Source organism: Variovorax sp. MHTC-1 (genome assembly GCF_003984645.1).
Taxonomy (GTDB): domain Bacteria; phylum Pseudomonadota; class Gammaproteobacteria; order Burkholderiales; family Burkholderiaceae_C; genus Variovorax.
The window spans coordinates 296,739-321,786 of sequence record NZ_RWKI01000005.1 but is presented as its reverse complement, the minus strand read 5'-3'; the positions used below and the strand labels follow the sequence as shown (position 1 = coordinate 321,786).

General features: G+C 66.5%; 22 protein-coding genes. 12 read left to right on the top strand and 10 right to left on the bottom strand.

The window, feature by feature from the left end:
- Positions 1-2 precede the first annotated feature (2 nt).
- The 5 genes from EJI01_RS11450 to EJI01_RS11430 all read left to right on the top strand — a co-directional run bounded on the left by EJI01_RS11450 (position 3) and on the right by EJI01_RS11430 (position 7,420).
- Positions 3-1,523, top strand: coding sequence for a sigma-54-dependent transcriptional regulator (locus EJI01_RS11450; protein ID WP_126837227.1), 1,521 nt, complete (start codon positions 3-5; stop codon positions 1,521-1,523).
- Positions 1,510-2,106, top strand: coding sequence for a 1,6-anhydro-N-acetylmuramyl-L-alanine amidase AmpD (gene ampD / locus EJI01_RS11445; RefSeq protein WP_260602416.1), 597 nt, complete (start codon positions 1,510-1,512; stop codon positions 2,104-2,106). The genes EJI01_RS11450 and ampD overlap by 14 nt, the downstream gene beginning before the upstream one ends.
- Positions 2,107-2,444: 338 nt before the next feature.
- Complete coding sequence (locus EJI01_RS11440; RefSeq protein ID WP_126837225.1) at positions 2,445-5,372, top strand: ribonucleoside-diphosphate reductase subunit alpha; 2,928 nt, start codon at positions 2,445-2,447, stop codon at positions 5,370-5,372.
- Between the two features lie 150 nt (positions 5,373-5,522).
- The gene (locus tag EJI01_RS11435) at positions 5,523-6,749 is read left to right on the top strand and encodes a ribonucleotide-diphosphate reductase subunit beta (protein WP_126837224.1); all 1,227 of its coding nucleotides are present in this window, start codon (positions 5,523-5,525) and stop codon (positions 6,747-6,749) included.
- 191 nt (positions 6,750-6,940) lie between these two features.
- Complete coding sequence (locus tag EJI01_RS11430) at positions 6,941-7,420, top strand: histone H1-like DNA-binding protein (RefSeq protein ID WP_126837223.1); 480 nt, start codon at positions 6,941-6,943, stop codon at positions 7,418-7,420.
- 66 nt (positions 7,421-7,486) lie between these two features.
- Here EJI01_RS11430 and EJI01_RS11425 read toward each other — a convergent pair whose 3' ends face one another.
- The 7 genes from EJI01_RS11425 to EJI01_RS11395 all read right to left on the bottom strand — a co-directional run bounded on the left by EJI01_RS11425 (position 7,487) and on the right by EJI01_RS11395 (position 13,746).
- Positions 7,487-8,389 (bottom strand): carbohydrate kinase family protein, encoded by a 903-nt coding sequence (locus EJI01_RS11425; protein ID WP_126837222.1) that lies wholly within the window; start codon positions 8,387-8,389, stop codon positions 7,487-7,489.
- A gap of 43 nt (positions 8,390-8,432) precedes the next feature.
- Positions 8,433-9,731: a zinc-ribbon and DUF3426 domain-containing protein gene (locus tag EJI01_RS11420; protein ID WP_126837221.1), complete on the bottom strand. Its 1,299-nt coding sequence runs from the start codon at positions 9,729-9,731 to the stop codon at positions 8,433-8,435.
- Between the two features lie 42 nt (positions 9,732-9,773).
- Positions 9,774-10,658, bottom strand: a complete 885-nt coding sequence (gene prmA / locus EJI01_RS11415; RefSeq protein WP_126837220.1) for a 50S ribosomal protein L11 methyltransferase — start codon at positions 10,656-10,658, stop codon at positions 9,774-9,776.
- A gap of 16 nt (positions 10,659-10,674) precedes the next feature.
- Entirely contained in the window at positions 10,675-12,024 is a 1,350-nt protein-coding gene (gene accC, locus EJI01_RS11410) for an acetyl-CoA carboxylase biotin carboxylase subunit (protein ID WP_126837219.1), read from the bottom strand.
- A 2-nt stretch (positions 12,025-12,026) separates the two neighbouring features.
- Positions 12,027-12,497, bottom strand: coding sequence for an acetyl-CoA carboxylase biotin carboxyl carrier protein (gene accB, locus EJI01_RS11405; protein ID WP_126837218.1), 471 nt, complete (start codon positions 12,495-12,497; stop codon positions 12,027-12,029).
- 125 nt (positions 12,498-12,622) lie between these two features.
- Positions 12,623-13,156: a TlpA family protein disulfide reductase gene (locus EJI01_RS11400; protein ID WP_126837217.1), complete on the bottom strand. Its 534-nt coding sequence runs from the start codon at positions 13,154-13,156 to the stop codon at positions 12,623-12,625.
- Positions 13,153-13,746, bottom strand: coding sequence for a hypothetical protein (locus EJI01_RS11395; protein WP_126837216.1), 594 nt, complete (start codon positions 13,744-13,746; stop codon positions 13,153-13,155). Before EJI01_RS11395 ends, EJI01_RS11400 begins: the two co-directional genes overlap by 4 nt.
- A 67-nt stretch (positions 13,747-13,813) precedes the next feature.
- Between EJI01_RS11395 and mpl the strand changes: the two genes are divergently transcribed.
- Together mpl and EJI01_RS11385 are read left to right on the top strand one after the other, a co-directional pair.
- Entirely contained in the window at positions 13,814-15,307 is a 1,494-nt protein-coding gene (gene mpl, locus EJI01_RS11390) for a UDP-N-acetylmuramate:L-alanyl-gamma-D-glutamyl-meso-diaminopimelate ligase (RefSeq protein WP_126837215.1), read from the top strand.
- A gap of 4 nt (positions 15,308-15,311) precedes the next feature.
- Entirely contained in the window at positions 15,312-15,812 is a 501-nt protein-coding gene (locus EJI01_RS11385) for a cupin domain-containing protein (protein ID WP_126837214.1), read from the top strand.
- A gap of 3 nt (positions 15,813-15,815) precedes the next feature.
- On the opposite strand, the gene EJI01_RS11380 is transcribed toward EJI01_RS11385, so the two are convergent.
- From EJI01_RS11380 to rodA, 3 genes are all read right to left on the bottom strand, one after another.
- Positions 15,816-16,934 (bottom strand): 3-deoxy-7-phosphoheptulonate synthase, encoded by a 1,119-nt coding sequence (locus tag EJI01_RS11380; RefSeq protein WP_126837213.1) that lies wholly within the window; start codon positions 16,932-16,934, stop codon positions 15,816-15,818.
- A gap of 217 nt (positions 16,935-17,151) precedes the next feature.
- Positions 17,152-18,612 (bottom strand): metalloprotease TldD, encoded by a 1,461-nt coding sequence (gene tldD / locus EJI01_RS11375; RefSeq protein ID WP_126837212.1) that lies wholly within the window; start codon positions 18,610-18,612, stop codon positions 17,152-17,154.
- 33 nt (positions 18,613-18,645) lie between these two features.
- Positions 18,646-19,800, bottom strand: coding sequence for a rod shape-determining protein RodA (gene rodA, locus EJI01_RS11370; RefSeq protein ID WP_126837211.1), 1,155 nt, complete (start codon positions 19,798-19,800; stop codon positions 18,646-18,648).
- A 48-nt stretch (positions 19,801-19,848) separates the two neighbouring features.
- Here rodA and EJI01_RS11365 point away from each other — a divergent pair, with 48 nt between their 5' ends.
- The 5 genes from EJI01_RS11365 to EJI01_RS11345 are packed head-to-tail and all read left to right on the top strand — an operon-like array spanning position 19,849 to position 25,006.
- Positions 19,849-20,445, top strand: a complete 597-nt coding sequence (locus tag EJI01_RS11365) for a YqiA/YcfP family alpha/beta fold hydrolase (RefSeq protein ID WP_126837210.1) — start codon at positions 19,849-19,851, stop codon at positions 20,443-20,445.
- 49 nt (positions 20,446-20,494) lie between these two features.
- Positions 20,495-22,555, top strand: a complete 2,061-nt coding sequence (locus tag EJI01_RS11360; RefSeq protein ID WP_126837209.1) for a ribonuclease catalytic domain-containing protein — start codon at positions 20,495-20,497, stop codon at positions 22,553-22,555.
- Positions 22,552-23,415: an energy transducer TonB gene (locus EJI01_RS11355; protein WP_126837208.1), complete on the top strand. Its 864-nt coding sequence runs from the start codon at positions 22,552-22,554 to the stop codon at positions 23,413-23,415. The genes EJI01_RS11360 and EJI01_RS11355 overlap by 4 nt, the downstream gene beginning before the upstream one ends.
- Before the next feature lie 2 nt (positions 23,416-23,417).
- Positions 23,418-24,260 carry a shikimate dehydrogenase gene (gene aroE, locus EJI01_RS11350; protein WP_126837307.1) on the top strand — a complete coding sequence of 281 codons (843 nt, stop codon included), beginning with the start codon at positions 23,418-23,420 and terminating at the stop codon, positions 24,258-24,260.
- Positions 24,257-25,006: a transglycosylase domain-containing protein gene (locus tag EJI01_RS11345; protein WP_126837207.1), complete on the top strand. Its 750-nt coding sequence runs from the start codon at positions 24,257-24,259 to the stop codon at positions 25,004-25,006. Before aroE ends, EJI01_RS11345 begins: the two co-directional genes overlap by 4 nt.
- Positions 25,007-25,048 lie beyond the last annotated feature (42 nt).

The following is a 25,048-nucleotide window of genomic DNA, read 5'->3' as shown; positions in this document are numbered from 1 at the left end:
CCGTGAGCACCCCCACCTCCTCAGCACCCCGGCCTCCCGCCCAGATCCTGGTCGTCGACGACGAGCCCGACCTGCGCACGCTCTACGAGCTCACGCTGCTGCGCGAAGGCTACCGCGTCGAGGCGGCCGGCAGCGTGTCGGAAGCCCGCGAGCACTTGGATGCGGGCCGCTTCGATGCCGTGATCACCGACATGCGCCTGCCAGACGGGCTCGGCATGGAGATCCTGCAGCGCATCCAGCAGGACCAGCGCAGCGAGCGCTGCGTCGTGATGACTGCCTACGGCTCGGCCGAGAACGCGGTCGAGGCCCTCAAGGCCGGTGCCTTCGACTACCTCACCAAGCCGGTGGACCTCAAGCAGTTCCGCGCCGTGGTGGCCTCTGCCGTGCAGGCCCAGGCCGCGCCCGCGCGGCCCGTGCGCCAGGCCGACGACAGCGGCAGCAAGATCGCGGCGACCACCAGCAATGCCGGCCTGGCCGCGCTCGAACGGCTGGTCGGCGCCTCCGAACCGATGCGCGTCGTCAAGTCGCGCATCGCCAAGGTGGCGCGCGGCATGGCGCCGGTGCTGGTGCGCGGCGAGTCCGGCACCGGCAAAGAACTGGCGGCCCGCGCGGTGCATGCCTGCAGCCAGCGCAGCGACGGTGCCTTCGTCGCCGTCAACTGCGGCGCGATTCCCGAGAACCTGCTCGAGGCCGAGTTCTTCGGCGCGAGAAAAGGTTCCTACACCGGCTCCTCCCAGGACCGCGACGGCTACTTCCAGGCCGCCCGCGGCGGCACGCTGTTCCTCGACGAGATCGGCGACCTGCCGCTTCCGATGCAATCCAAGCTGCTGCGCGCAATCCAGGAACGCAGTGTGCGCCCCATCGGTTCGACCCAGGAAGACGCGGTCGACGTGCGCATCGTGAGCGCGACGCACAAGGACCTGCAGGCCGAGGTGCAGGCCGGCCGCTTCCGCCAGGACCTGTTCTATCGCCTCAACGTGATCGAGATCGCGGTGCCGGCCTTGCGCGAACGCCGCGAGGACCTGCCTGCGCTCTGCGCGGCCCTGCTCGCACGCATCGCGCGCGACGCCGGCATGCCGGTGCCCGTCCTTTCGCCCGAGGTGCTGCAAAGCCTCGCGGAGCACCCGCTGCACGGCAACGTGCGCGAGCTCGAAAACCTCTTGCATCGCGCCGTGGCCTTGAGCGATGGCGACATGCTTCATCTCGATTTCGCCGGCAGCAGCAGCATGACGCTGCCATTGGCCCCCGCATCCGCGGCGCCGGAGCTGCAGCCGGCCGCCAGCACGGCAGCAGCGATTCCCGAAGCAAAGCCGGCACCCGCGGTGCCGAGCGACCTGCAAAGCTATCTCGATCAGCAGGAGCGCGAGATCCTTGTGCGTGCGCTGCAGGAAAGCGGCTTCAACCGGACCGCGGCTGCGGCGCGGCTCGGCCTGAGCCTCAGGCAAATCCGCTACAGGATCGCGCGCCTGGGCATCGCGACGCCCAGCGGCGACGAGGCGAATGGCAACGGTGCCGACGACTGAAGAAAGCGCCGGCCTCTGGCAGTCCGGCTGGTACCGCTTTGCCCGGCAGCTGCACTCGCCGAATTTTGGGCCGCGTCCCGAGGGCGCGCAGGTCGATCTGATCGTGCTGCATTCGATCAGCCTGCCGCCGGGCCGCTACGGCGGCGACGAGGTCCAGCAGCTTTTCATGAACCAGCTGGACTGGGATGCACACCCCTACTTCGCAACCATCCGCGGCATCGAGGTCTCGGCCCACTTCTATGTGCGCCGCAGCGGCGAGCTGTGGCAGTTCGTGAGCTGCGACGAGCGTGCCTGGCATGCCGGCCCTTCATCGTGGCGCGGCCGCGCGAACTGCAATGACGACTCGATCGGCATCGAGCTCGAAGGCCTGGAGGGCGACGTCTTCGAGCCCGCCCAATACGAGACCCTCGCGAGCCTTTGCCCGGCGCTCGCGCAGCGCCATGCGATCGCGTTCATCGCAGGCCACGAACACATTGCGCCGGGCCGCAAGGCGGACCCGGGCAGCGGCTTCGACTGGCGTCTGCTGCAGGAGCAACTGGGCTGGGACCGCGCGATGTTCCCCGACGGCGTCGCAGTGCGCTGAAATTTTTCAATCGAGCAACGCCGGGCGATGCGCCGCCGGCGCAGCGCAGCAACGGCGTTGCAGCATGTAGCAACCATGCGCGTTTCAGGCCCAAAAGCGCTTGCAGAGCCCATGGGCCGCGGGACCCGCTAAGGTGGGTCAGCAACGGCGCGGCATGGCTCCTTGTCCAGAGGAGCGCCGCTGTGAACTTGTTCCTTGAATGACTGGTAAAACACTACATCTAGTGGGTTGTAGACCCGCCAGACCCTAGATATAGTGTGCCTTGCCCGTGCTTGACGCCAAGCATCCGGCCGCATGCGGCACCACCGCCCCAACAAGAATTGCCAACCGAGGATCGAATGCAAACAGCTCTGAACACCCCCGCCACCCCTCGCGCCGTACCCTCGACGCCGCAAAAAAATGATGTTGCAGGCTCTCACGCCGGCAACGCGCTCGCCAACTACCAGATCATTCGCCGCAACGGCGCGGTCGTCCCCTTCGAGCCGAACAAGATCGCGATCGCGATGATGAAAGCCTTCCTCGCGGTGCACGGCACCCAGGGCGCGGCTTCCGCCAGCGTTCGCGAGACGGTCGACAACCTGACCCAGGGCGTGGTGCGCGCGATGGTGCGCTCGCGTCCAGGCGGCGGCACCTTCCACATCGAGGACGTGCAGGACCAGGTCGAACTCGGCCTGATGCGCGGCGGCCACCACGAGATCGCGCGTGCCTATGTGCTGTACCGCGAACGCCGTTCGCAGGAGCGTTCGAAGTCGGGCGAGCAGGACGCGCAGATCGCCGTTTCGACGCTGCACGTGCTGGACCGCGGCGAGCGCGTCGCGCTCGACCTCAACGAACTCAAGGGCCTGATCGAATCCGCCTGCGAAGGCCTGGGCGACAGCATCACGGCTGGCCCGATCGTGGCCGAAACGATGCGCAACCTCTACGACGGGGTGCCGCTCGACGAGGTCTACAAGGCTTCGATCCTGGCGGCCCGCACCCTGATCGAGAAAGACCCGGACTACACCTTCGCCACCGCGCGCCTGCTGCTGCACACGATCTTCAAGGAGATCATCGGCCGCGAGGTGATGCCGGCCGAACGTGCGCAGGCCTACGCCGACTACTTCCCGCAGTTCGTCAAGAAGGGCGTCGACAACGAACTGCTCGACGAGAAGCTGCTGCAGTACGACCTGCACCGCCTGGGCGCCGCGCTCAAGCCACAGCGCGACCTGCAGTTCGACTACCTCGGCCTGCAGACCCTGTACGACCGCTACTTCCTGCACGTGCGCAAGACGCGCATCGAGCTGCCGCAGGCTTTCTTCATGCGCGTGGCGATGGGGCTGGCCCTCAACGAGATCGATCGCGAAGCCCGCGCGATCGAGTTCTACGAAGTGCTGTCGTCCTTCGACTTCATGTCGAGCACGCCGACGCTGTTCAACAGCGGCACGCTGCGTTCGCAGCTCTCGAGCTGCTACCTGACCACCGTGCCCGACGACCTCGACGGCATCTACGAGTCGATCAAGGAAAACGCCCTGCTCTCCAAGTTCGCCGGCGGCCTGGGCAACGACTGGACGCGCGTGCGCGCACTCGGCAGCCACATCAAGGGCACCAACGGCGAGTCGCAGGGCGTGGTGCCCTTCCTCAAGGTGGTGAACGACACCGCGGTGGCGGTCAACCAGGGCGGCAAGCGCAAGGGCGCGGTCTGCACCTACCTGGAAAGCTGGCACCTCGACATCGAGGAGTTCCTCGAGCTGCGCAAGAACACCGGCGACGACCGCCGCCGCACGCACGACATGAACACGGCGAACTGGATCCCCGACCTGTTCATGCGCCGCGTGATGGAAAAGGGCAGCTGGACGCTGTTCTCTCCCTCCAACGTGCCCGACCTGCACGACAAGTTCGGCACCGACTTCGAAACCGCCTACGTCGCCTATGAAGAGAAGGCCGCGCGCGGCGAGATCAAGCCCACCCGCACGGTCCAGGCCACCGACCTCTGGCGCAAGATGCTCACGATGCTGTTCGAGACCGGGCATCCGTGGATCACCTTCAAGGACGCCTGCAACGTGCGCTCGCCCCAGCAACATGCCGGCGTGGTCCATTCCTCGAACCTGTGCACCGAGATCACGCTCAACACCAGCGACACCGAAACCGCGGTCTGCAACCTCGGCTCGGTCAATCTGCTGCAGCATCTGAAGGACGGAAAGGTCGACCAGGAGAAGCTCCAGCGCACGATCGCGACCGCGATGCGCATGCTGGACAACGTGATCGACATTAACTACTACGCGGTCAAGAAGGCGCGCGACTCGAACCTGCGCCACCGCCCGGTCGGCCTCGGCGTGATGGGCTTCCAGGATGCGCTGTACGAGCTGCGCATCCCCTACGCTTCGCAGGAAGCGGTGCAGTTCGCCGACGAATCGATGGAAGCGATCTGCTACCACGCCTACTGGGCCTCGACCGAGCTGGCGCGCGAGCGCGGCAAGTACTCGAGCTACAAGGGCTCGCTGTGGGACAAGGGCATCCTGCCGCTCGACACGCTCGACCTGCTGGAGAAGGCGCGCGGCGGCTACGTCGACGTCGACCGCTCGTCCACGCTCGACTGGAACGCGCTGCGCCAGAAGATCAAGGCCGACGGCATGCGCAATTCGAACTGCGTCGCCATCGCGCCGACTGCGACCATCTCGAACATCATCGGCGTCGACGCCTCGATCGAGCCCTGCTTCGGCAACCTCTCGGTCAAGTCGAACCTCTCGGGCGAGTTCACCGTCATCAACCACTACCTGGTGCGCGACCTCAAGCGCCTGGGCCTGTGGGACGACGTGATGGTGATGGACCTCAAGCATTTCGACGGCTCGCTGCGCCCGATCGACCGCGTGCCGCAGGACGTGAAGGCGCTCTACGCTACCGCGTTCGAAGTCGAGACCACCTGGCTGGTGGAGGCTGCTGCGCGCCGCCAGAAGTGGATCGACCAGGCGCAGTCGCTCAACATCTACATGGCCGGCGCATCGGGCAAGAAGCTCGACGACACCTACAAGCTCGCTTGGCTGCGCGGCCTGAAGACCACCTACTACCTGCGCACGCAGAGCGCGACGCACGCCGAGAAATCGACCGTGCAATCGGGCCGTCTCAACGCGGTGTCCTCGGGAGGCAATGGCAGTGGCGACGCATCTTCGTCGGGCATGAGCGCGCTCGAAGCGGCCGCACTCGCAGCGCAAGCGCAGTTGAGTGCGATGCCCGCGACCGACATCGCGTTCTGCGGCGTCGACGATCCGACCTGCGAAGCGTGCCAGTGATGTCAGCGTGAAGGTGCCGTGATTCGCGGCATCGCCTGACAGATGGCGATGCATGCGAACAACATAACGGCAACATAATTGGAGCGCGATGTGAAGCAGCACTTTGCAACTCACATCGTTGCTCACATAATTTGAGCATTGGATTTTTCTATGTTGACCTGGGACGAAGAAGTCAAGCCCTCCTTGCCAAAGGATCTGCAACAAGGATTGCGGCACTCATCAAGCAACGACGCGACCGCCGGTCGCTCGTCGGAGCTCCCGACTTCGCAAACTGCTCCTATCGCCCCGACCTTCCGCGCACTCGATGATGGCGCCGCGCTGCGGCCCGCTGCGGCTTCCGTGCCGCAAGCGCAGGCCGCGCGCCGCGTCAAGGCCGCCGACAAGCGCATCATCAATGGTCAGACCGACGTCAACCAGCTGGTTCCGTTCAAGTACAAGTGGGCCTGGGAGAAGTACCTCGCCACCTGCGCCAACCATTGGATGCCGCAGGAAGTGAACATGACGCGCGACATCGCGCTCTGGAAAGACCCCAACGGCCTGACCGAAGACGAGCGCCGCATCGTCAAGCGCAATCTCGGCTTCTTCGTGACCGCCGATTCGCTGGCCGCGAACAACATCGTGCTGGGCACCTACCGCCACATCACGGCGCCCGAGTGCCGCCAGTTTCTGCTGCGCCAGGCCTTCGAGGAGGCGATCCACACCCACGCCTACCAATACATCGTCGAGTCGCTCGGCCTGGACGAGAGCGAGATCTTCAACGCCTACAACGAGGTGCCGTCGATCCGCGAGAAGGACCAGTTCCTGATCCCCTTCATCGAAGCTATCAGCGACCCGCACTTCCACACCGGCACGCACGAGAACGATCAGACGCTGCTCAAGTCGCTGATCGTCTTTGCCTGCCTGATGGAGGGACTGTTCTTTTACGTCGGCTTCACCCAGATCCTCGCGCTGGGCCGCCAGAACAAGATGACCGGCGCCGCCGAGCAGTACCAGTACATCCTGCGCGACGAGTCGATGCACTGCAACTTCGGCATCGACCTGATCAACCAGCTGAAACTCGAGAACCCGCACCTCTGGACCGCGGAGTTCAAGGCCGAGATCAAGGCCCTCTTCCTGAAGGCCGTCGAGCTCGAGTACCGATACGCCGAAGACACCATGCCTCGCGGCGTGCTCGGCATGAATGCCTCCATGTTCAAGGGCTACCTGCGCTACATCGCCAACCGGCGCGCGCAGCAGATCGGCCTGGAAACGCTCTTCCCGAACGAGGAAAACCCGTTCCCCTGGATGAGCGAAATGATTGACCTGAAGAAGGAGCGCAACTTCTTCGAAACCCGCGTGATCGAGTATCAGTCGGGTGGTGCGCTCTCCTGGGATTGAATCGTTCCGACAAATAAAGTGAATTCAAGAATTGCTTTCGCCGGCAACACGCATCGAAGAGTGCGGCGGTGAAAAGCTCAGGTGTTCATGGTGCTGGGGCTTGCTCCAACGCCATGAATCGCTTCACGCTACCAACATGCGTGGAGCGCTTCAAAGGTTGATTTTTTCAACTTGATCAAGGAGAAATAGAAATGGCAACTGCAAAGAAAGCGCCGGCCAAGAAAGCCGCCGCAAAGAAGGCTCCGGCTAAGAAGGTAGCCGCCAAGAAGGCACCGGCCAAGAAGGTCGCTGCGAAGAAGGCTCCTGCGAAGAAGGTAGCCGCCAAGAAGGCACCGGCGAAGAAGGCCGCTGCGAAGAAGGCTCCTGCGAAGAAGGTAGCCGCCAAGAAGGCGCCAGCGAAGAAGGCCGCCGCGAAGAAGGCTCCTGCGAAGAAGGCAGCAGCCAAGAAGGCGCCGGCAAAGAAGGCCGCCGCGAAGAAGGCTCCTGCCAAGAAGGCGCCTGCGAAAAAGGCTGCGGCCAAGAAGCCTGCTGCCAAGAAAGCAGCGAAAAAGCCTGCTGCCAAGAAGGCTGCGAAAGCGCCCGCCAAGGCAGCCGTAGCGCCTGCTCCTGCAGCGCAAACGACGCTGAACCCGCAGGCAGCCTGGCCGTTTCCGACGGCCAGCAAGCCCTGAGTCGTTCAGCGGCCTTGAAGGCAAAAGCCCGGCACCGAAAGGTGTCGGGCTTTTTTCATTCCCGCATCAAAGGCCGAGGGCTTTGCGATCCACCTGGTAGTTCTGCGGCCCGCGCTGCGCGATCTTGAGCGCGCCGATGCGATTGCCCAACGCTGCGCAACGCGAGAGCGGCCAGCCCTCTTCCAATCCGAACAGCAGCGCACCGCGCCATGCGTCGCCGCAGCCGGTCGGCTCGACCACGGCCGTCGGCTTCACGCCAGGCACGTGCTCGCGCTCGCCCTCGGTCCACACTTCGCAGCCATCTGCAGCCAAGGTGACGACCAGTCCGCGCACACGCTCCGAAATCTCAGCAAGGCTCCAGCCCGTGCGCTGCGAGAGCATCTTTCCTTCGTAGTCGTTGACCACCACCCAGCTGGCCAGGTCGACGAAATGCGCGAGCTCTTTGCCGTCGAACATCGGCAGGCCCTGGCCGGGATCGAACACGAAGGGAATGTCCGCCGCCTTGAACTGTTCGGCATGCTGCAGCATCGCCTCGCGGCCGTCGGGCGCGATGATGCCGAGGCGGATGTCCTCGCGCGCCGCGATGCGAGTGATGTGCGCCTGCTGCATCGCGCCTGGATGAAAGGCCGTGATCTGGTTGTTGTCGCGGTCGTTCATGATCATGGCCTGCGCGGTGAAGCTGTCGTCCACCTGCCGCACGAACTCGGTGCTGATGCCCAGCGTTCGCAGCCGCTGCACGTAGTCGCTGCCGTCGCCGCCCACGGTCGCCATCGGCAGCGCGGTGCCGCCGAGCGCGTTGAGGCTGTAGGCGATGTTGCCCGCGCAACCGCCGAAGTCGCGCCTGAGGCCGGGTACGAGAAAGGACACATTGAGGATGTGCAACTGGTCCGGGAGGATCTGGTCGGCGAACCGTCCCTCGAAAGTCATGATGGTGTCGAACGCGAGGGAACCGCAAATCACTGCTGCCATGGATGAACCGCTGGTTGGATAGAAAAAGGAAAGAGCGCGCGGCTCAAGGATAGAAGGCCAGTACCCGGTAGCCCGCGATCGGCGGCAGGGCCGCGGCTTCGGGCCCGGTCAGTGCCAGCGGCAACGACGCCGCGCGCTCGGCACGGGCCGGCAGGACGGTCGGCGCGCCGAACTCGGCCGGCATGAGCACGCGCCGGATCACGGCGCGCTCCTGCATGTCGAGCAATGACAGCTCGACCGCGGGCATCGCGAGCGGCACGGCGGCGGCATTGCGCAAGGTGAAGCTGAGGCGGTAGGCGTCGCCGCTTTTCTCGCGCGCGAAAGAGGCGCCGTCGATCGTGATGTCGCCGATCTGGCGCAGCGCCGAGAGTTCGCAACCCGTCAAGCTGCACAGCGCAGCGAGCGCGGGACGCAGTGCAGGCTGGCGCGCGGCGATGAGGTCGCGCTCCTGATGCAGCACCTGCACGAGCAGAAGAAGCGCAGCCAGCACGGCCGCAGCGATCAGCGAGCGCCGCACCGCCGGCCGCTGCCAGAATGCCGATCCTTCGGCGCCGTCGGAAAACCGAGCGCTGCGCCGAGCCGGCTCGATAGCAGGCTCAGGCTCGCTGGCAGCCAGTACCACGGGTGCCGATTCGCGCGCCGCCCGCTCTTCTCCGCGTGCCTTCGCCCTGGCGATCTTGGCGGACTTCGCTCGGGCACGGCGCAGTGCCTTCTGCAGTTGCGCATTGCCGGTGTCGTCCTCGGCCACTGGCGGAGGTGGCGGCGACGGCCGGGGCGGTGGCGGCTCGCGGCCGATGGGCGGGGCGGCCGGCAAGCTCAGGTCGATGTTCGGGAATGGCGGGAGCGAGGGATAAGGCGGAACCACCTGCGCTTCGGCCGCACGCGTCGGCTGCGAACGCTGGGGCCAGGGCTCATCGGCAACGACGCCGACGGCGAGCGACAGCGCATCGGATGATGTCGAGGTCTTGGGCGCAGGCGGTGGCGGTGCAGCAACAGGCGGCTCGGCAAGCGGTGGTTCGATCTCTTGCTCATCGTCGAGGAAGTCCGCCTCCTCGAGGTTCCGCACGGGTTCCTCGTCCCCCGGCGGCTCCGCCGCTTCCTCCGGTTCGGTTTCGATCGGCGGTTCGGCGGCGGGCTGCACGCTGATGCCTTCACCAGCCGCCGACGTCGGTGCGACTGCCGCATGTCCGGCCGCCGCATCGGGTGCTTCATGCAGATCGACAGTCGCGTCGAACACCTCGCTGCACCGGCCGCAGCGCACCCACCCGTCGGAGATGCGAAGCTGGTCCTTCACCACCTTGAAAGTGGTGCTGCAGGCGGGGCAGCGAGTGACCAGGCTCATGAGGCGCCGATTGTAGGGTCGACCTCCAGCGTCGAGGATGATCTAGAGGGCCGCGGTCATCAGAATCCAGCCATCCTCGCTGTCGCTCACTTCCAGCGCGGCATAGGGCGCATAGGCGAGCTTCAGTTCGTCGGCCTGGCGCTCGAGGATTCCGGCCAGCACCAGCGAACCGTTCGCTGCGACGTGCTCGCACAGCAAAGGCGCCAGCACCTTCAGCGGCGTGGCGAGGATGTTGGCGAGCACGATGTCGTAGCGGCCGGTCGCCAGGTCGGACAGCCCGGCCTTCAACTGCACCTTGTTCGCCTCGGCGTTGAGCCGCGTCGAATCCACCGCGGCTTCGTCGATATCGACGGCGTCGATGTCCGTTGCGCCGAACTTGGCCGCGCCGATCGCCAGGATGCCGGAGCCGCAGCCGTAGTCCAGCACCCGCTTGCCGGCCGGTTTTGCGCGCGATGCGATCCAGCGCAGGCACATGCGCGTGGTCGGGTGGGTGCCGGTGCCGAAGGCCAGGCCCGGATCGAGGCGAATCACCTGGCGCGCCTGCGCCGGCGGCTCGTGCCAGGTGGGCACGATCCAGAACTCAGGGGTGATTTCGACCGGCGCAAACTGGGACTGGGTCAGCCGCACCCAGTCCTGCTCGGGCACATCGGCCAGACCGAGCACCTGGCAGTCCGCGAAGAAGTCCTGTGCAGCCAGCACCGCCGCGGCTTCCCGCGCCTGGGCCTCGGTGACGAACAATGCAATCACGCGGGAGCGCTGCCAGCCTTCCTTGGGCGGTGGCATGCCCGGCTCGCCGAACAGGGCCTGCTCGGCATCGGTCTGGGCATCCGCGTCCTCGACCGAAACGCTCAGCGCGTCGAGCGCCTCGAGCGCATCGCCGACGGTTTCGACGCGATCTTCCGGCGCGAGCAGGCGGAGTTCGAACACGGTGCTGCGGTCCCGCTCAGCGCTTGTGGGCCGCGAGCCACTCTTCGAGGTAGTGGATATTGGTGCCGCCGCTCATGAACTTGGCATCGACCATCAACTCGCGGTGCAGCGGGATGTTGGTTTGAATACCCTCGATCACCGTTTCGCTCAACGCAGTGCGCATGCGCGCCAAGGCCTGGTCGCGGGTATCGCCGTGCACGATGATCTTGCCGACCATCGAGTCGTAGTTCGGCGGCACGAAGTAGTTGGTGTAGACGTGCGAATCCACGCGCACCCCCGGCCCGCCCGGCGGATGCCACATCGTGATGCGGCCCGGCGAGGGCGTGAACTTGTAGGCGTCTTCGGCGTTGATGCGGCACTCGATCGAGTGGCCGCGCATCTCGATCTGGCGCTGCGTGAACGGCAGCTTCTCGCCGGCGGCGACCATGATCTGCGTCTTCACGATGTCGATGCCGGTCGTGAATTCGGTGACCGGATGCTCCACCTGCACGCGCGTGTTCATCTCGATGAAATAGAACTCGCCGTTCTCGTAGAGGAATTCGAAGGTTCCGGCGCCGCGGTAGCCGATCTTCTTGCAGGCGGCCGCGCAGCGCTCGCCGATCTTCTCGATCAACTTGCGCGGGACGCCCGGTGCGGGCGATTCCTCGATCACCTTCTGGTGGCGCCGCTGCATCGAGCAGTCGCGCTCGCCCAGGTAGACCGCGTTCTTGTGCTTGTCGGCGAGGATCTGGATCTCGATGTGGCGCGGGTTCTGGAGAAACTTCTCCATATAGACCGACGGATTGTTGAAGGCCGCGCCGGCTTCCGCCTTGGTCATCTGGATCGCATTGACCAGCGCCGCCTCGGTGTGCACCACGCGCATGCCGCGCCCGCCGCCACCGCCTGCGGCCTTGATGATGACCGGATAGCCGATCGCCCGGGCGATGCGCTTGTTGGTGGCGGGGTCGTCCGACAGTTCGCCCTCCGAGCCGGGCACGCACGGCACGCCGGCCTTGATCATCGCCTGCTTGGCCGACACCTTGTCGCCCATGATGCGGATCGACTCGGGCGTGGGACCGATGAACTGAAAACCGCTTTGTTCCACGCGCTCGGCGAAGTTGGCGTTTTCGCTCAGGAAGCCGTAGCCCGGATGGATCGCCTCGGAGTCTGTCACTTCGGCCGCCGAGATGATCGCCGGCATGTTCAGATAGCTTTGCGAGGAAGGGGCCGGGCCGATGCAAACCGCCTCCTCGGCCAGCTTCACATATTTGGCATCGCGATCGGCCTCGGAATAGACCATCACGGCCTTGATACCCAACTCGCTGCAAGCGCGCTGGATGCGCAGCGCGATTTCGCCGCGGTTGGCGACCAGTATCTTCTTGAACATGGTCACTCGATGATGAACAGCGGCTGGCCGTATTCGACCGCCTGACCGTTTTCGCCGAGGATCTGTGTGATGGTGCCGGCCTTGTCGGCCTCGATCTCGTTGAGGATCTTCATCGCCTCGATGATGCAGACCGTGTCGCCTTCCTTGACCTGGCTGCCGATCTCGACGAATGCCGGCGCCCCGGGGCTCGAGGAACGATAGAAGGTGCCGACCATCGGCGACTTGATGGCGTGGCCGACCGGTGCGGCTTCGACGGCCGGCGCCGGGGCGGCGGGCGCGGCGATCGCGCCTGCCGGTGCCGCAGTGCCGACGGCCGGGGCGGCCGGGGCGGCGACGGTTTGAACATATTGAACGGGGGCGGCCACGCCGCCCTTGACGATGCGGACCTTGCCTTCGGTCTCGGTGATTTCCAGCTCGGAAATATTCGATTCGGACACCAGATCGATCAGTGTCTTGAGCTTGCGCAGATCCATGGGACTCCAGCGCCGGCTTTACCGGCTTATTTGGGATTTAACTCGCCTGAAAATCGGTGAAAATCGATGTACTTCGGCGTTCCGCCTTCAACCTCCCGATTGAGGGAGCGCATTCTAGCCTTGAACTAGGCCCGTCGCCATGCCTGGAGATCACGTAGCTCGAGCTTGCCTATTTTACGCGCGGTAACTGCGCCACCGGCATCGAGAACCAAAGTGAAGGGCAGGCCGCCCGCTGTGTTGCCCAGATTCTTGACGAGTTCCGTGCCTTGCAAGCCGGCCAGGCCGATTGGATAGCTGACCGGCGTCTTGGTCAGGAACTTGCGCACTGCGCTGGGTTGATCGATTGCCAAGCCGACAACTTGCCAGCCGTTGCCGCCATTTTCGCGAAAGAAGGCGTCGAGCATGGGCATTTCTTCGACGCAGGGCGGACACCAGGTGGCCCAGAAGTTGAGCAACAACGGCTTTCCGCGCAAGCTCTCGAACATCAGCTCGCCCCCTTCCGGCCGATCGAATCGCTGCCCCCAGAATGCGGCGTCCAATTGCTCTCCGCCGGGCGCCCCGCCCCCGCGATGCCATAGCGCACCGCCCAGACCTGCAACGGCCGCCACCGCGGCCACGCCGCCATAAAGCCAGGCCCGGCGCGTGGGGCTCGAAGTCATCCGCTGTCCTTTTCTATCAGCCGCCTGAGCGCGGCCAGGTTGCCGCGCGGGACGCGGCCCTGCGCATCGGGCTTGAGTGCGCCGCGCAAATCGTCGAGGTCGTACACCAGCAGATGCACGCCGATCTCTTCGCCCAACGCCCGGCTCGCCACATGAACGCTGAGGGCTTCGACCTGCTCGCCATGGAAGCCGGTAACCATGCGCGGCTCATAGTCGACATGGTGGTCGATGAGAGCGATCTCGGCGGACTTCGGGTCATCGCAGAAGAGCTGGATGTAGACGTCCGACAGGCGCGTCGCCGTGCCGTGCCACACGGCGCCGCCGATGTGAGGCCGGAACTGCGCCATCCGCTCCATCCATTCGAGCGCCAGCAGGCGCAGCGCATGGAGCTCCTTGGGCTGGGTGTCCGCGCAAAAGAGCTGGATGTAATCCCGCACCTCGGCCTCGATCTCGTCGTTGTTCGGCAGCGGCGTGCGCACAGGCAGACCCAGGTCGCGCAGCGCGCGGCGCTTGGCGGGGCCGTACTCGAGCCCTTCCTCGACGACGAGGCGGGCCGCAGCGGCGGCAATTTCCTGCTTGGACGTGTCCATCGGCCCATTTTGCCCGCAGTAAGGCACCGGCAGAAGACCGGCCGCCTTGCATCCCTAGAATCGACCGATGCATATTCACATCCTCGGCATCTGCGGCACCTTCATGGGCGGTGTCGCTGCATTGGCGCGCGAAGCCGGCCATCGGGTGACCGGCTGCGATGCCGGCGTCTACCCGCCGATGAGCGACCAGCTGCGTTCGCTCGGCATCGAGCTGATCGAGGGCTACGGCGCCGACCAGATGGCGCTGCGGCCCGATATTTTCGTGATCGGCAACGTGGTGTCCCGCGCGCGGCTCGCCGACGGCACGCCCAAGTTCTCGCTGATGGAAGCCATCCTCGAGGCCGGCGCCAACTACACCAGCGGGCCGCAATGGCTGGCAGAGCACGTGCTTCAGGGCCGCCACGTGATGGCCGTCGCCGGCACGCACGGCAAGACCACCACCACTTCGATGCTGGCCTGGATCCTCGAACGGGCCGGCCTGGCCCCAGGTTTCCTGGTGGGTGGGGTGCCGCTCGACTTCGGCGTCTCGGCCCGGCTGGGAAGCATGGGGCGCCCGAGCGCAGCGCCGGGCCGCCTCAAGCAAGCGAGCGCGCCCTCGAGGGGCAGCGCAGCACACGAAGTGGCAAGCGTGGGGGCCACATTCGTGATCGAAGCGGACGAATACGACACCGCCTTCTTCGACAAGCGCAGCAAGTTCGTCCATTACCGCCCGCGCACAGCGATCCTTAACAATCTGGAATTCGACCACGCCGATATCTTCGACGACTTGGCGGCGATCGAACGGCAGTTCCACCACCTCGTTCGCACCGTGCCGGGGACGGGACGGGTGGTAGTCAACGCGACCGAAGAGAGCCTGCAGCGCGTGCTGGCCCAGGGCTGCTGGAGCGAGCTGGCCCGCTTCGGCGCCGGCGGCGAATGGCAGGCCCATGGGCCGCACGACGCTTTCGACGTGCTGCGCCAAGGCGAGGGGGTCGGGCGCGTCGAATGGGCGCTGTCCGGCCTGCACAACCAGATGAATGCGCTCGCAGCGATCGCCGCCGCGGAGCACGTGGGCGTTGCGCCCGCCGAAGCGGCCGGCTTCCTGGCGAGCTTCCGCAATGTGCGCCGCCGCATGGAGCTGCGCGGCACAATCACGCGCGACGGCGCAGCGATCACGGTCTACGACGACTTCGCGCACCACCCGACGGCGATCCGCACCACGCTCGACGGCCTGCGGAAGAAGCTCGACGCCGACGGTCACCAGGGCGAGCGCATCCTGGCCGCCTTCGAGCCGCGCAGCAACACCATGAAGCTGGGCACCATGGCAGCCCAGCTGCCGTGGTGCCTGGAAGCGGCCGACCTCGCCTTCTGCCACAGCGGCGGGCTGGAATGGGACGCTGCTGCCGCGCTCGCGCCGATGGGCGCCCGGGCGCAGGTGGCCGGCGCGGTCGAGCCGCTGGTGGCGCAGATCGCTGCAGCAGCGCGGCCGGGCGATCACATCGTCTGCATGAGCAACGGCGGTTTCGGCGGCGTCCACGAGAAGCTTCTTGCCGCCTTGCGCGCGACAGGCGCGGCAAAATAGGCCCATGCGCGCACAGGAGCTCATCGACACCCTGAATCTGCAGCCTCATCCCGAGGGCGGCTGGTTTCGCGAGGTGTTCCGCTCGAGCGCGCAGGTGGCGCCGGCCGACGGGCGGCCTGCCCGGCGAGCGCTCACCACCATCTATTTCCTGCTCCAGGCGCATCAGCATTCGCGCTGGCACCGCGTGCTGTCCGACGAAGTCTGGGTCCATCTCGAAGGCGCACCGCTGGCGCTATGGACCAGCGACGCGGCCTTGCGAACACCGCCCGCTTACATCCGGCTCGGCCCCGTCGACGTGCATGGCACGCATCCCCAGCACACCGTCACGGCAGGCCGCTGGCAGGCGGCAAGGCCCCTGGTGAGCCCAGGGAGCGCCGACTACACCCTGGTCAACTGCACCGTGGGGCCCGGCTTCGACTTCAACGATTTCTCGTTCATGCAGCCCGACGGCGACGAAGCTTCGCAGATGCGCCATCACTGGCCGGAGCTGGCGAAGCTGATCTGAGCTTCAACCCCGGCGGTGCTTGACGGCCCGCGACAGCAGCTCCAGCACCCGGACTGAATCGTCCCAGCCCAGGCAGGCATCGGTGATGCTCTTGCCATATTCCAGATCGACCACGCGGTCCTTGCCGGCGCTGAACTTCTGGGCGCCCGCGCTCAGGTGGCTCTCGACCATGACGCCGAACACGCTCTTGCCGCCGCCCGTGATCTGCGCGGCGATGTCCATGGCGACGTCGATCTGCTTCTGGTGCTGCTTGCTGCTGTTGGCATGGCTGCAGTCGATCATCAGCGTCGGCGGCAGCTTGGCGGCTTCGAGGTCCTGGCAGGCGGCGGCCACGCTCGCGGCGTCGTAGTTGGGCGCCTTGCCGCCGCGCAGGATCACGTGGCAGTCCTTGTTGCCGTTGGTCTGCACGATCGCCACCTGCCCGTTCTTGTGCACCGAGAGGAAGTGGTGGCCGCGCGCCGCCGCCTGGATGGCGTCGGTCGCGATGCGGATGTTGCCATCGGTGCCGTTCTTGAAGCCGATCGGAGCCGACAGGCCCGAAGCCAGCTCGCGATGCACCTGGCTCTCGGTGGTGCGGGCGCCGATCGCGCCCCAGGAAATCAGGTCGCCGATGTACTGCGGCGAGATCACGTCGAGGAATTCGCTGCCCGCCGGCAGCCCCAGCCGGTTGATGTCGATGAGCAGCTGACGCGCGATGCGCAGGCCTTCGTCGATGCGGAAGCTCTCGTCGAGGTAGGGGTCGTTGATGAGCCCCTTCCAGCCGACCGTCGTGCGCGGCTTCTCGAAGTAGACCCGCATCACGATCTCCAGCGTGCCGGCGTATTTTTCGCGCTCGGCCTTCAGGCGCCGTGCGTAGTCGAGCGCGGCAGCCGGGTCGTGGATGGAGCACGGCCCCATCACGACCAGCAGCCGGTCATCCTTGCCAGCCATGATGTTGTGGATGGTGCGGCGGGTACCCGTGATCAGCGATTCGACCGGCGTGCCGCGGATCGGGAAGAAGCGGATCAGATGTTCGGGAGGGGGCAGCACGGTGATGTCCTTGATGCGTTCGTCGTCGGTTCGGCTGGTTTTCTCGACGCTCGCATACCAGTTCTCGGTGGCCGGGGCAGTGCTCGTGCTCATCGCTTCTTCCTTCACTTTGAAAATCATCGGGGCATAAAAAAACCGCCGGGGCTCGAGGCGCCGGCGGTTTTGGGAGGGTGTTTCTGTGTGCTTTACGCGCTCGCCTCTCGTCCGCCGGAAACCGGGAACCAAAAGTACGAAAAGAAAAACGCGACGCGCGAAGACATAGGGGCCGAATGTAGCACAGGGTTTTGGGCCGGGCTGTTGTTTGCGGGCGTCAGGCGGTGCCGCCGACTGTCAGGCCGTCGATGCGCAGCGTGGGCTGGCCCACGCCGACCGGCACGCTCTGGCCTTCCTTGCCGCAGGTGCCGACGCCCGAATCGAGCGCCATGTCGTTGCCGATCATCGTCACGCGCGTCAGCGCATCGGGGCCGTTGCCGACCAGGGTCGCGCCCTTCACCGGATACTGGATCTTGCCGTTCTCCACCCAGTAGGCCTCGCTGGCCGAGAACACGAACTTGCCGCTCGTGATGTCGACCTGGCCGCCGCCGAAGTTGGTGGCATAGAGGCCCTTCTTGATGCTGGCGACGATTTCTTCCGGTACCCGGTCGCCGCCCAACATGTAGGTATTGGTCATGCGCGGCATCGGCACATGCGCGTAGCTCTCGCGGCGGCCGTTGCCGGTGGGCGGAACCTTCATCAGGCGCGCGTTGAGCGAGTCCTGGATGTAGCCTTTCAGGATGCCGTCTTCGATCAGCACGTTGCGCTGCGTCGCGTTGCCTTCGTCGTCGACGTTGAGCGAGCCGCGGCGATCGGCGATGGTGCCGTCGTCCAGCACGGTCACGCCCTTGGCCGCCACGCGCTCGCCGATGCGGCCCGAGAAGGCGCTCGAGCCCTTGCGGTTGAAGTCGCCTTCAAGTCCGTGGCCGATGGCCTCGTGCAACAGGATGCCGGGCCAGCCCGGGCCGAGCACCACGGTCATCTCGCCGGCCGGCGCGGGACGCGATTCCAGATTGGTGAGCGCCTGCTGGACGGCCTGGTCGACGTACTCGGCAATCTGCGCATCGTCGAAGTAGGCGAGGCCGAAGCGGCCGCCGCCGCCGCCAGAGCCCATCTCGCGTCGGCCGTTCTGCTCGGCGATCACCGTGACCGACAGCCGCACCAGCGGCCGCACGTCGGCCGCCAGCGTGCCGTCGGCGCGCGCGACCAGCACCACGTCGTACTCGCTCGCGAGGCCGGCCATGACCTGCGCCACCCGCGGATCCCTCGAACGCGCCAGCTTCTCGACCTTGCCGAGCAGCTCGACCTTGGCAGTGCTGTCGAGCGTCGAGATCGGGTCCACGCCTCCGTAGAGCGAACGGCTGGTCGCGACCTTGCGCACCGGGGCCTTCACTCGTCCATTGCGCCCGGCGGCTGAAATGGTGCGCACCGTGCGGGCCGCATCGAGCAGCGAGGCTTCGGAGATGTCGTCCGAATAGGCGAACGCGGTCTTCTCGCCGCTGACCGCGCGAACGCCGACACCCTGGTCGATGCTGAAGCTGCCGGTCTTGACGATGCCTTCCTCCAGGCTCCAGCCCTCGCTGCGCGTGTACTGGAAGTAGAGATCGGCGTCGTCCACCTTGTGGGCGGTGATTTCGGCCAGGGCACGCGACAGGTGCGACTCGTCGAGGCCGAAGGGCGTGAGCAGGAGCTGCTGCGCCGTGGCGAGGCGCTCGATGGTGGGTTCGCGTGAAATCATCAAGGGATTCTAGGCTCGCACCTCGAATGGCGCTCAGGACTGCATCAGCCGCTTGGCGCGCGAAATGGACATCAGGATGCCCAGCCCCAGGCCCAGCGTCACCATCGCGGTGCCGCCATAGCTGATGAAGGGCAAAGGCACGCCGACCACGGGCAGGATGCCGCTCACCATGCCCATATTCACGAAGGCGTAGGTGAAGAAGATCATCGTCATCGCGCCGGCCAACAGGCGCGAGAAGAGCGTCGGCGCATCCAGAGCGATCGCGAGGCCGCGGAAAATCAGGAAGATGAAGGCCGCGATCAGCGCCAGGTTGCCCACCAGGCCGAATTCCTCGGAATAGGCCGCGAAGATGAAGTCGGTGGTGCGCTCGGGAATGAACTCCAGGTGCGTCTGCGTGCCCTGCATGAAACCCTTGCCGCCGACGCCGCCGGAGCCGATCGCAATCATGCCCTGGATGATGTGGAAGCCTTTGCCCAGCGGGTCCTTGGTGGGGTCGAGCAGCGTGCAGACGCGCTGCTTCTGGTAGTTGTGCAGCACGCGCCAGTCGACGCCGTCGGCGCACAGCTGCGATTCGAATCCCACGATCATCGCCACCGCGATCACACCGATCACCACCGGCGGGATGATCAGCTTCCACGAGAGACCGGCGAAGAAGATCACCGACAGGCCGGCCGCGAGCACCAGCAGCGAGGTGCCGAGGTCGGGCTGCTTCATGATCAGGCCGACCGGTACCGCCAAGAGCACGGTGGCAACCACGAAGTCGAGCGTGCGCAACTGGCCCTCGCGGCGCTGGAACCACCAGGCCAGCATCAGCGGCGTCGCGATCTTCAGGATTTCGCTCGGTTGGATCACCATGCCGACGTTGATCCAGCGCGTGGCGCCCTTCTTGGTGATGCCGAACAGCGCCACCGCGATCAGCAGCCCCACGCCCAAGGCGTAAAGCGGCACGGCAAAGAACATCAGGCGCTGCGGCGGCACCTGCGCCACCACGAACATGATGAAGCCCGCCAGGAGCATGTTGCGGCCGTGGTCCGCGAACCGTGTGCCGTGGTCGAAGCCCGAGGAATACATGGTCAGCATGCCGGCGCAAGCCAGCAGCAGCACGGCGAAAGCGAGAAAGCCGTCGAAGCCCTGGAACACGGGGGCGATGCGGCGCGCGAGCGACGGCTGGTGGAACACGGCGGACATGGGCGCGGATTATCCGCGCCCGGCGCGCTTCCGTAACAATCCAGCAGCATGAATCCGCTGCCCACCACCCATTTGTTGTATCTCCATGGCTTTCGCTCCTCGCCGCAGTCGACCAAGGCGCGGCAGATGGCGCAGCGGGTGGCCGAGCGGCATCCGCAATTGCAGTGGTGGTGCCCGCAGCTGCCGCCCTCCCCGCGCGAGGCCATCGAGTTCGTGATGAACGGCATCGCGCAATGGCCGCGCAGTTCGATGGCGGTGGTGGGTTCTTCGCTCGGCGGCTTCTATGCCACCCATGTGACCGGCATGACGGGCTGCCGCGCCGTGCTGCTGAATCCCGCAGTCCATCCGGCACGCGACCTTTCGAACTACATCGGCGAGCAGACCGCCTGGCACGACCCGGCCGAGCACTTCTATTTCCGGCCCGAGTACATCGACGAGCTGCGTGCACTCGAACTCGGGCCGCCGGCGCGGCCCGAGCAGATCTTCGCCATCATCGCCAAGGGCGACGAGCTCCTGGACTGGCGCGAGATGTCGGCCCGCTACCCCGGAAGCCGCATCAAGCTGATGGAGGACGGGGACCATGCGCTGTCCGATTTCGAGCGCCATCACCTGGACGAGGTGATGGCCTTCATCGACCCGGCCTGAACGCAGTCCGCGGCCGGCGTTCATCGCCGCGCATGGGACAATCCGCGCCATGTTTGTTTTGTTCGAAGAAGCCGGCAAGTACCTCGGCGGCCGTGTGTTGTCGGAGGCCGAGGCCTCGGCGCAGGTCGAGCTCGAGTCCGGCAAGCGCGTCAAGGTCAAAGGCGCCAACATCGTGCTGCGCTTCGAGAAGCCGGCCCCGCCCGAATTGCTGGCCGAGGCGCGCACCCTGGCCGCCGGCATGGACCTCGACCTGGCCTGGGAATTCGCGCCCGAGGGCGAGTTCGCCTTCACCGAGCTCGCTGTCGATTACTTCCAGGCGCATCCGACGTTGGCGCAGCAGGCCGCCGCGCTGTTGGCGCTGTTCGAGGCGCCGCACTATTTCCGCCGCGCGGGCAAGGGCCGCTTCAAGAAGGCGCCGGCCGAGATCGTGCAGCAGGCGCTGGCCGCCATCGAGAAAAAGAAGGCAGTGCAGGCGCAGATCGCCGAATGGTCCACGCAGCTGGCCGAAGGCGTTTGCCCGGCGCCGGTGCGCGAGCAGCTTTTCAAGATCCTCTTCCGGCCCGACAAGAACGCGCCGGAGTACAAGGCCGTGGTCGAAGCCGCGCGCGCCACGCAACGGCCGCCGCTCGAACTGCTCAAAGGGGCCGGCGCCATCGATTCGCCCTACCAGTTCCACTGGCGCCGCTTTCTATTCGAGAACTTTCCCAAGGGCACCGGCTTCCCGGCGCTGCAAGCGCCCGCCATCACCGACGAACTGCCGCTCGCGGACGTGCAGGCTTTCTCGATCGACGATTCGCAGACCACCGAGATCGACGACGCGCTCTCGGTCGCGGGCCTCGGCAGCGGCACGGTGCAGGTCGGTATCCACATCGCGGCGCCCGGCCTGGCCCTTGTGCCGGGCAGCCCGATCGACCAGGTGGCGCGCGCCCGCATGTCGACCGTCTACATGCCGGGCCACAAGATCACCATGCTGCCCGACGACGTGGTGGAGGCCTACACGCTGCAGGAAGGGCGCGACTGCCCGGCCGTCTCGCTCTATGCCAGCTTCGATGAAGCGACGCTGGAACTGAAAGGCACCGAGACCAAGCTCGAACGCGTGCCGATCGTCGCCAACCTGCGCCATGACCAGCTCGACGGCGTCGTCACGCAGACCTGGCTCGAAGATGCCTCGGTGGACGGCGAAAACACGCCCGAGGTCGCGAAACGCGCGCGGGCGCCGCTGTCCTTCCTGTTCCGCCTCGCGAAGCAGCTGAAGGCGCAGCGCGAAGTGGTGCGCGGCAAGCCCGAGAGCTTCAACCGGCCCGACTACAACTTCCGCCTGATCGGCAACGACGGAGAGCCCACCGGCAACGAGCAGGTGCAGATCGGCACCCGCCAGCGCGGCGCGCCGCTCGACCTGATCGTCTCCGAGGCCATGATCCTGGCCAACAGCAGCTGGGGCGGCTGGCTCGGCGAGCTCGGCGTGCCCGGCCTCTACCGCAGCCAGGCCAGCCTGGCGCCCGGCATCAAGGTGCGCATGGGCACGCGAGCCCTGCCGCATGCCGGCCTGGGCGTGAAGAGCTACGCCTGGAGCACCTCGCCGCTGCGCCGCTACACCGACCTCGTGAACCAGTGGCAGATCATCGCGGCCGCGCGCCACGGCAAGACCGCGGCGCTTGCGGCTCCCTTCAAGCCGAAGGACGCCGACCTGTTCTCGATCCTCTCGGGTTTCGACGCGGCCTACGCCGCCTACAACGCGCACCAGGGCGGCATGGAACGCTTCTGGACGCTCAAGCACCTTCAGCAGCAGGGCATCGCCGAACTCGACGCGACCCTGATCAAAGACGTGGGCAACGGCGCCTTGGTGCGCGCCGACACGTTGCCGCTGGTGTTCCAGGTTACCGGCACGCAAGGCTTGATGCGCGGCGCGCGCGTGCGCGTCAGGCTCGGTGAGATCGACGAGATTGCGCTCGACGTGCACGGCACCGTCATCGAGCGCCTCGATGCGGCGCCGGCCGAAGCCGCCGCGGAAGAGGAGAGCGGCGAAGACGAGGAAGAAGTGGCCGGGCCGATCGCCATTGCGGTCGACCTCGCGGACAGCGAAGCCGCCCCGGAGAACGTGCCAGTATGAACCTGCGCGACCTGAGCAGCCTGCAGATCGCGCTCGGCCTGTCGGTCGCGGCGCACGCGTTGCTGCTCGGGCTGCGCTTTGCCGACCCCGAGACTTTCAACCGCGTGTTCACCGAAACGCCGCTCGAAGTCATCCTGGTCAACGCCAAGACCAACGAGCGCCCCGACAAGGCCCGGGCCATCGCCCAGACCTCGCTGGCCGGCGGCGGCGATCTCGAACGCGGCCGCGCCACCAGCCCGCTGCCGCCCTCAACCTTCACCGCCGTCGGCGACTCGATGGAAGACGCGCAGCGCCAGGTGGAGGCGATGCAGGCGCAGCAGATGCTGCTTTTGGCGCAGATCAAGCAGCAGCTCGCCGCCATGCCGATGCCCGACCCGCGCAACCAGGGCAGCCCGAGCGAGAACGCGGCACGCGAGGAAAAGCGCCGCCAGTTGATCAAGATGCTGGCGGAGATCGAACGCCGCGTGAACGAAGAGAACGCGCGGCCCAAGAAGCGCTATCTGAGTCCGGCGACCCGCGAAGCCACCTATGCCGTCTACGTCGACGCGCTGCGCCGGCGCATCGAGCAGCGCGGCACCGAGAACTTCCCCGAGCTCGCCGGCAAGAAGCTGTACGGCGAGCTCACGATGATGGTGACCGTCAACTTCGACGGCTCGATCCTCGGCACCGAGGTCATCGAAGGTTCGGGCAACCAGACCCTGGACCGGCGCGCGCAGGCGATCGTGCGCAGCATCGGCAGCTTCGGCAAGTTCACCGACGCGATGCGCCGGCAGACCGACCAGATCGTGCTGCCCTCGCGCTTCAAGTTCACCCGCGACGAGACGCTCGAAACCCAGATGTCTTCCTCATCGAGGCAATGAGCATGGACCTGTACTGCGTGATGGGCAATCCGGTCGAGCACAGCCGCTCACCGTGGATCCATGCGCGCTTTGCCGAACTGACCGGCCAGACGCTGGACTACGGCCGCCGGCTGGTGCCGATCGACGGCTTCGACGAAGCGGTGGCGGCCTTTCGCGCCGACCCGGCCGGCACCGCGCGCGGCTGCAACATCACCGTGCCCTTCAAGTTCGACGCTGCGGCGCTGGCCCAGCACCTGAGCCCACGCGCCGCGCTGGCGCGCGCCGTCAATGTGCTCCGCTTCGAGGAGGACGGCATTCATGGCGACAACAGCGACGGCGCCGGCCTCGTGAACGACATCACGGTGCATGCGGGCGTGGCGATCGCCGGCAGCGAGCTGCTGCTGCTCGGCGCCGGCGGCGCCGCGGCCGGCGTGCTGGGCCCGCTGCTGGAAGCCGGCCCGCGCCGCGTGGTGGTGGCCAATCGCACGCTGGCCAAGGCGATCGCGCTGGTGCAGCGCCATGCGGCGCTCGCGTTGGCGCACCACGTCACGCTGGAAGCGCAGGAGCTGCATGCGGTGCCCGGCAACTTCGACATCGTGGTGAACGCCACGGCCTCGAGCCTGGCGGGCGGCGAGGTGCCGGTCGCGGCGAGCGTGCTGAAGCCCGGCGCTTTGGCGATCGACATGATGTACGGCCCGGCTGCGGCGGGCTTCATGAACTGGGCGCACGACCACGGCGCTGTTGCGCGCGACGGCCTCGGCATGCTGGTCGAACAGGCGGCCGAGGCCTTCGCTCTCTGGCGCGGCGTGCGCCCGCCGGCGGCACAGGTGCTGGCCGAGCTGCGCGCCATCGTCGACCGGACGTGAAGGCGATTCTGCGCTGGGCGTTGTGCCTGATCGTCGCGGGCTTCGCGCTCGAAGTCTTCTTCGTCGCGCGCATCGCCGCGATGGCAGCGATCGATCCGCAGTCCACCGCCTTCCAGCGCTCCGAGGCCTGGCAGCTCGCGACCGCGGGGCGCAGAAACGGGGAACGGGACTGGAAGCAGCGCTGGGTGCCGTACTCCCAGATCTCCGACACGCTCAAGCGCGCCGTGATCGCGAGCGAGGACGATCAGTTCATCTACCACCAGGGCGTCGAGTGGGAGGCCATCGAGCGTGCGTGGCAGCGCAATGCCAAGGCCGAGCAGCTCGCCGCCCGGCGCGCGGCCAAGATGCGCGCGCGCGGCAAGGAGCCGCGACCGCCCCAGCTGCGCGGCGGCTCGACCATCACACAGCAGCTCGCGAAGAACCTGCTCCTCTCCGGCGAGCGCACGCTGCTGCGCAAGGGCCAGGAGCTGGTGCTGGCCACCGCGCTGGAGCTGCTGCTCGACAAGGAGCGCATCCTCGAGATCTACCTCAACAGCGTGGAATGGGGTGAAGGCGTGTTCGGCGCCGAGGCGGCCGCGCAGCACTACTTCAGGAAACCGGCCTCGCGGCTCGGCGCCGGCGAAGCGGCGCGGCTCGCGGTGATGCTGCCCAGCCCCAAGCTCTACGAACGCCGGGCCGGCTCGGCCTACCTCACAGGCCGCGCGGCCACGATCGCGGCGCGCATGCAGTCGGCGGAACTGCCCTGAGTTCCCCACACCGTTCGGGCTGAGCTCGTCGAAGCCTCGCAG

Bases quoted from the DNA above. Each gene is read 5' to 3' on its own strand.
- EJI01_RS11440 (WP_126837225.1), top strand. From the start codon at position 2,445: ATGCAAACAGCTCTGAACACCCCCGCCACCCCTCGCGCCGTACCCTCG.
- EJI01_RS11435 (WP_126837224.1), top strand. From the start codon at position 5,523: ATGTTGACCTGGGACGAAGAAGTCAAGCCCTCCTTGCCAAAGGATCTG.
- EJI01_RS11430 (WP_126837223.1), top strand. From the start codon at position 6,941: ATGGCAACTGCAAAGAAAGCGCCGGCCAAGAAAGCCGCCGCAAAGAAG.
- EJI01_RS11425 (WP_126837222.1), bottom strand. From the start codon at position 8,389: ATGGCAGCAGTGATTTGCGGTTCCCTCGCGTTCGACACCATCATGACT.
- EJI01_RS11420 (WP_126837221.1), bottom strand. From the start codon at position 9,731: ATGAGCCTGGTCACTCGCTGCCCCGCCTGCAGCACCACTTTCAAGGTG.
- accC (WP_126837219.1), bottom strand. From the start codon at position 12,024: ATGTTCAAGAAGATACTGGTCGCCAACCGCGGCGAAATCGCGCTGCGC.
- accB (WP_126837218.1), bottom strand. From the start codon at position 12,497: ATGGATCTGCGCAAGCTCAAGACACTGATCGATCTGGTGTCCGAATCG.
- EJI01_RS11400 (WP_126837217.1), bottom strand. From the start codon at position 13,156: ATGACTTCGAGCCCCACGCGCCGGGCCTGGCTTTATGGCGGCGTGGCC.
- EJI01_RS11395 (WP_126837216.1), bottom strand. From the start codon at position 13,746: ATGGACACGTCCAAGCAGGAAATTGCCGCCGCTGCGGCCCGCCTCGTC.
- mpl (WP_126837215.1), top strand. From the start codon at position 13,814: ATGCATATTCACATCCTCGGCATCTGCGGCACCTTCATGGGCGGTGTC.
- EJI01_RS11385 (WP_126837214.1), top strand. From the start codon at position 15,312: ATGCGCGCACAGGAGCTCATCGACACCCTGAATCTGCAGCCTCATCCC.
- EJI01_RS11380 (WP_126837213.1), bottom strand. From the start codon at position 16,934: ATGAGCACGAGCACTGCCCCGGCCACCGAGAACTGGTATGCGAGCGTC.
- tldD (WP_126837212.1), bottom strand. From the start codon at position 18,612: ATGATTTCACGCGAACCCACCATCGAGCGCCTCGCCACGGCGCAGCAG.
- rodA (WP_126837211.1), bottom strand. From the start codon at position 19,800: ATGTCCGCCGTGTTCCACCAGCCGTCGCTCGCGCGCCGCATCGCCCCC.
- EJI01_RS11365 (WP_126837210.1), top strand. From the start codon at position 19,849: ATGAATCCGCTGCCCACCACCCATTTGTTGTATCTCCATGGCTTTCGC.
- EJI01_RS11360 (WP_126837209.1), top strand. From the start codon at position 20,495: ATGTTTGTTTTGTTCGAAGAAGCCGGCAAGTACCTCGGCGGCCGTGTG.
- EJI01_RS11355 (WP_126837208.1), top strand. From the start codon at position 22,552: ATGAACCTGCGCGACCTGAGCAGCCTGCAGATCGCGCTCGGCCTGTCG.
- aroE (WP_126837307.1), top strand. From the start codon at position 23,418: ATGGACCTGTACTGCGTGATGGGCAATCCGGTCGAGCACAGCCGCTCA.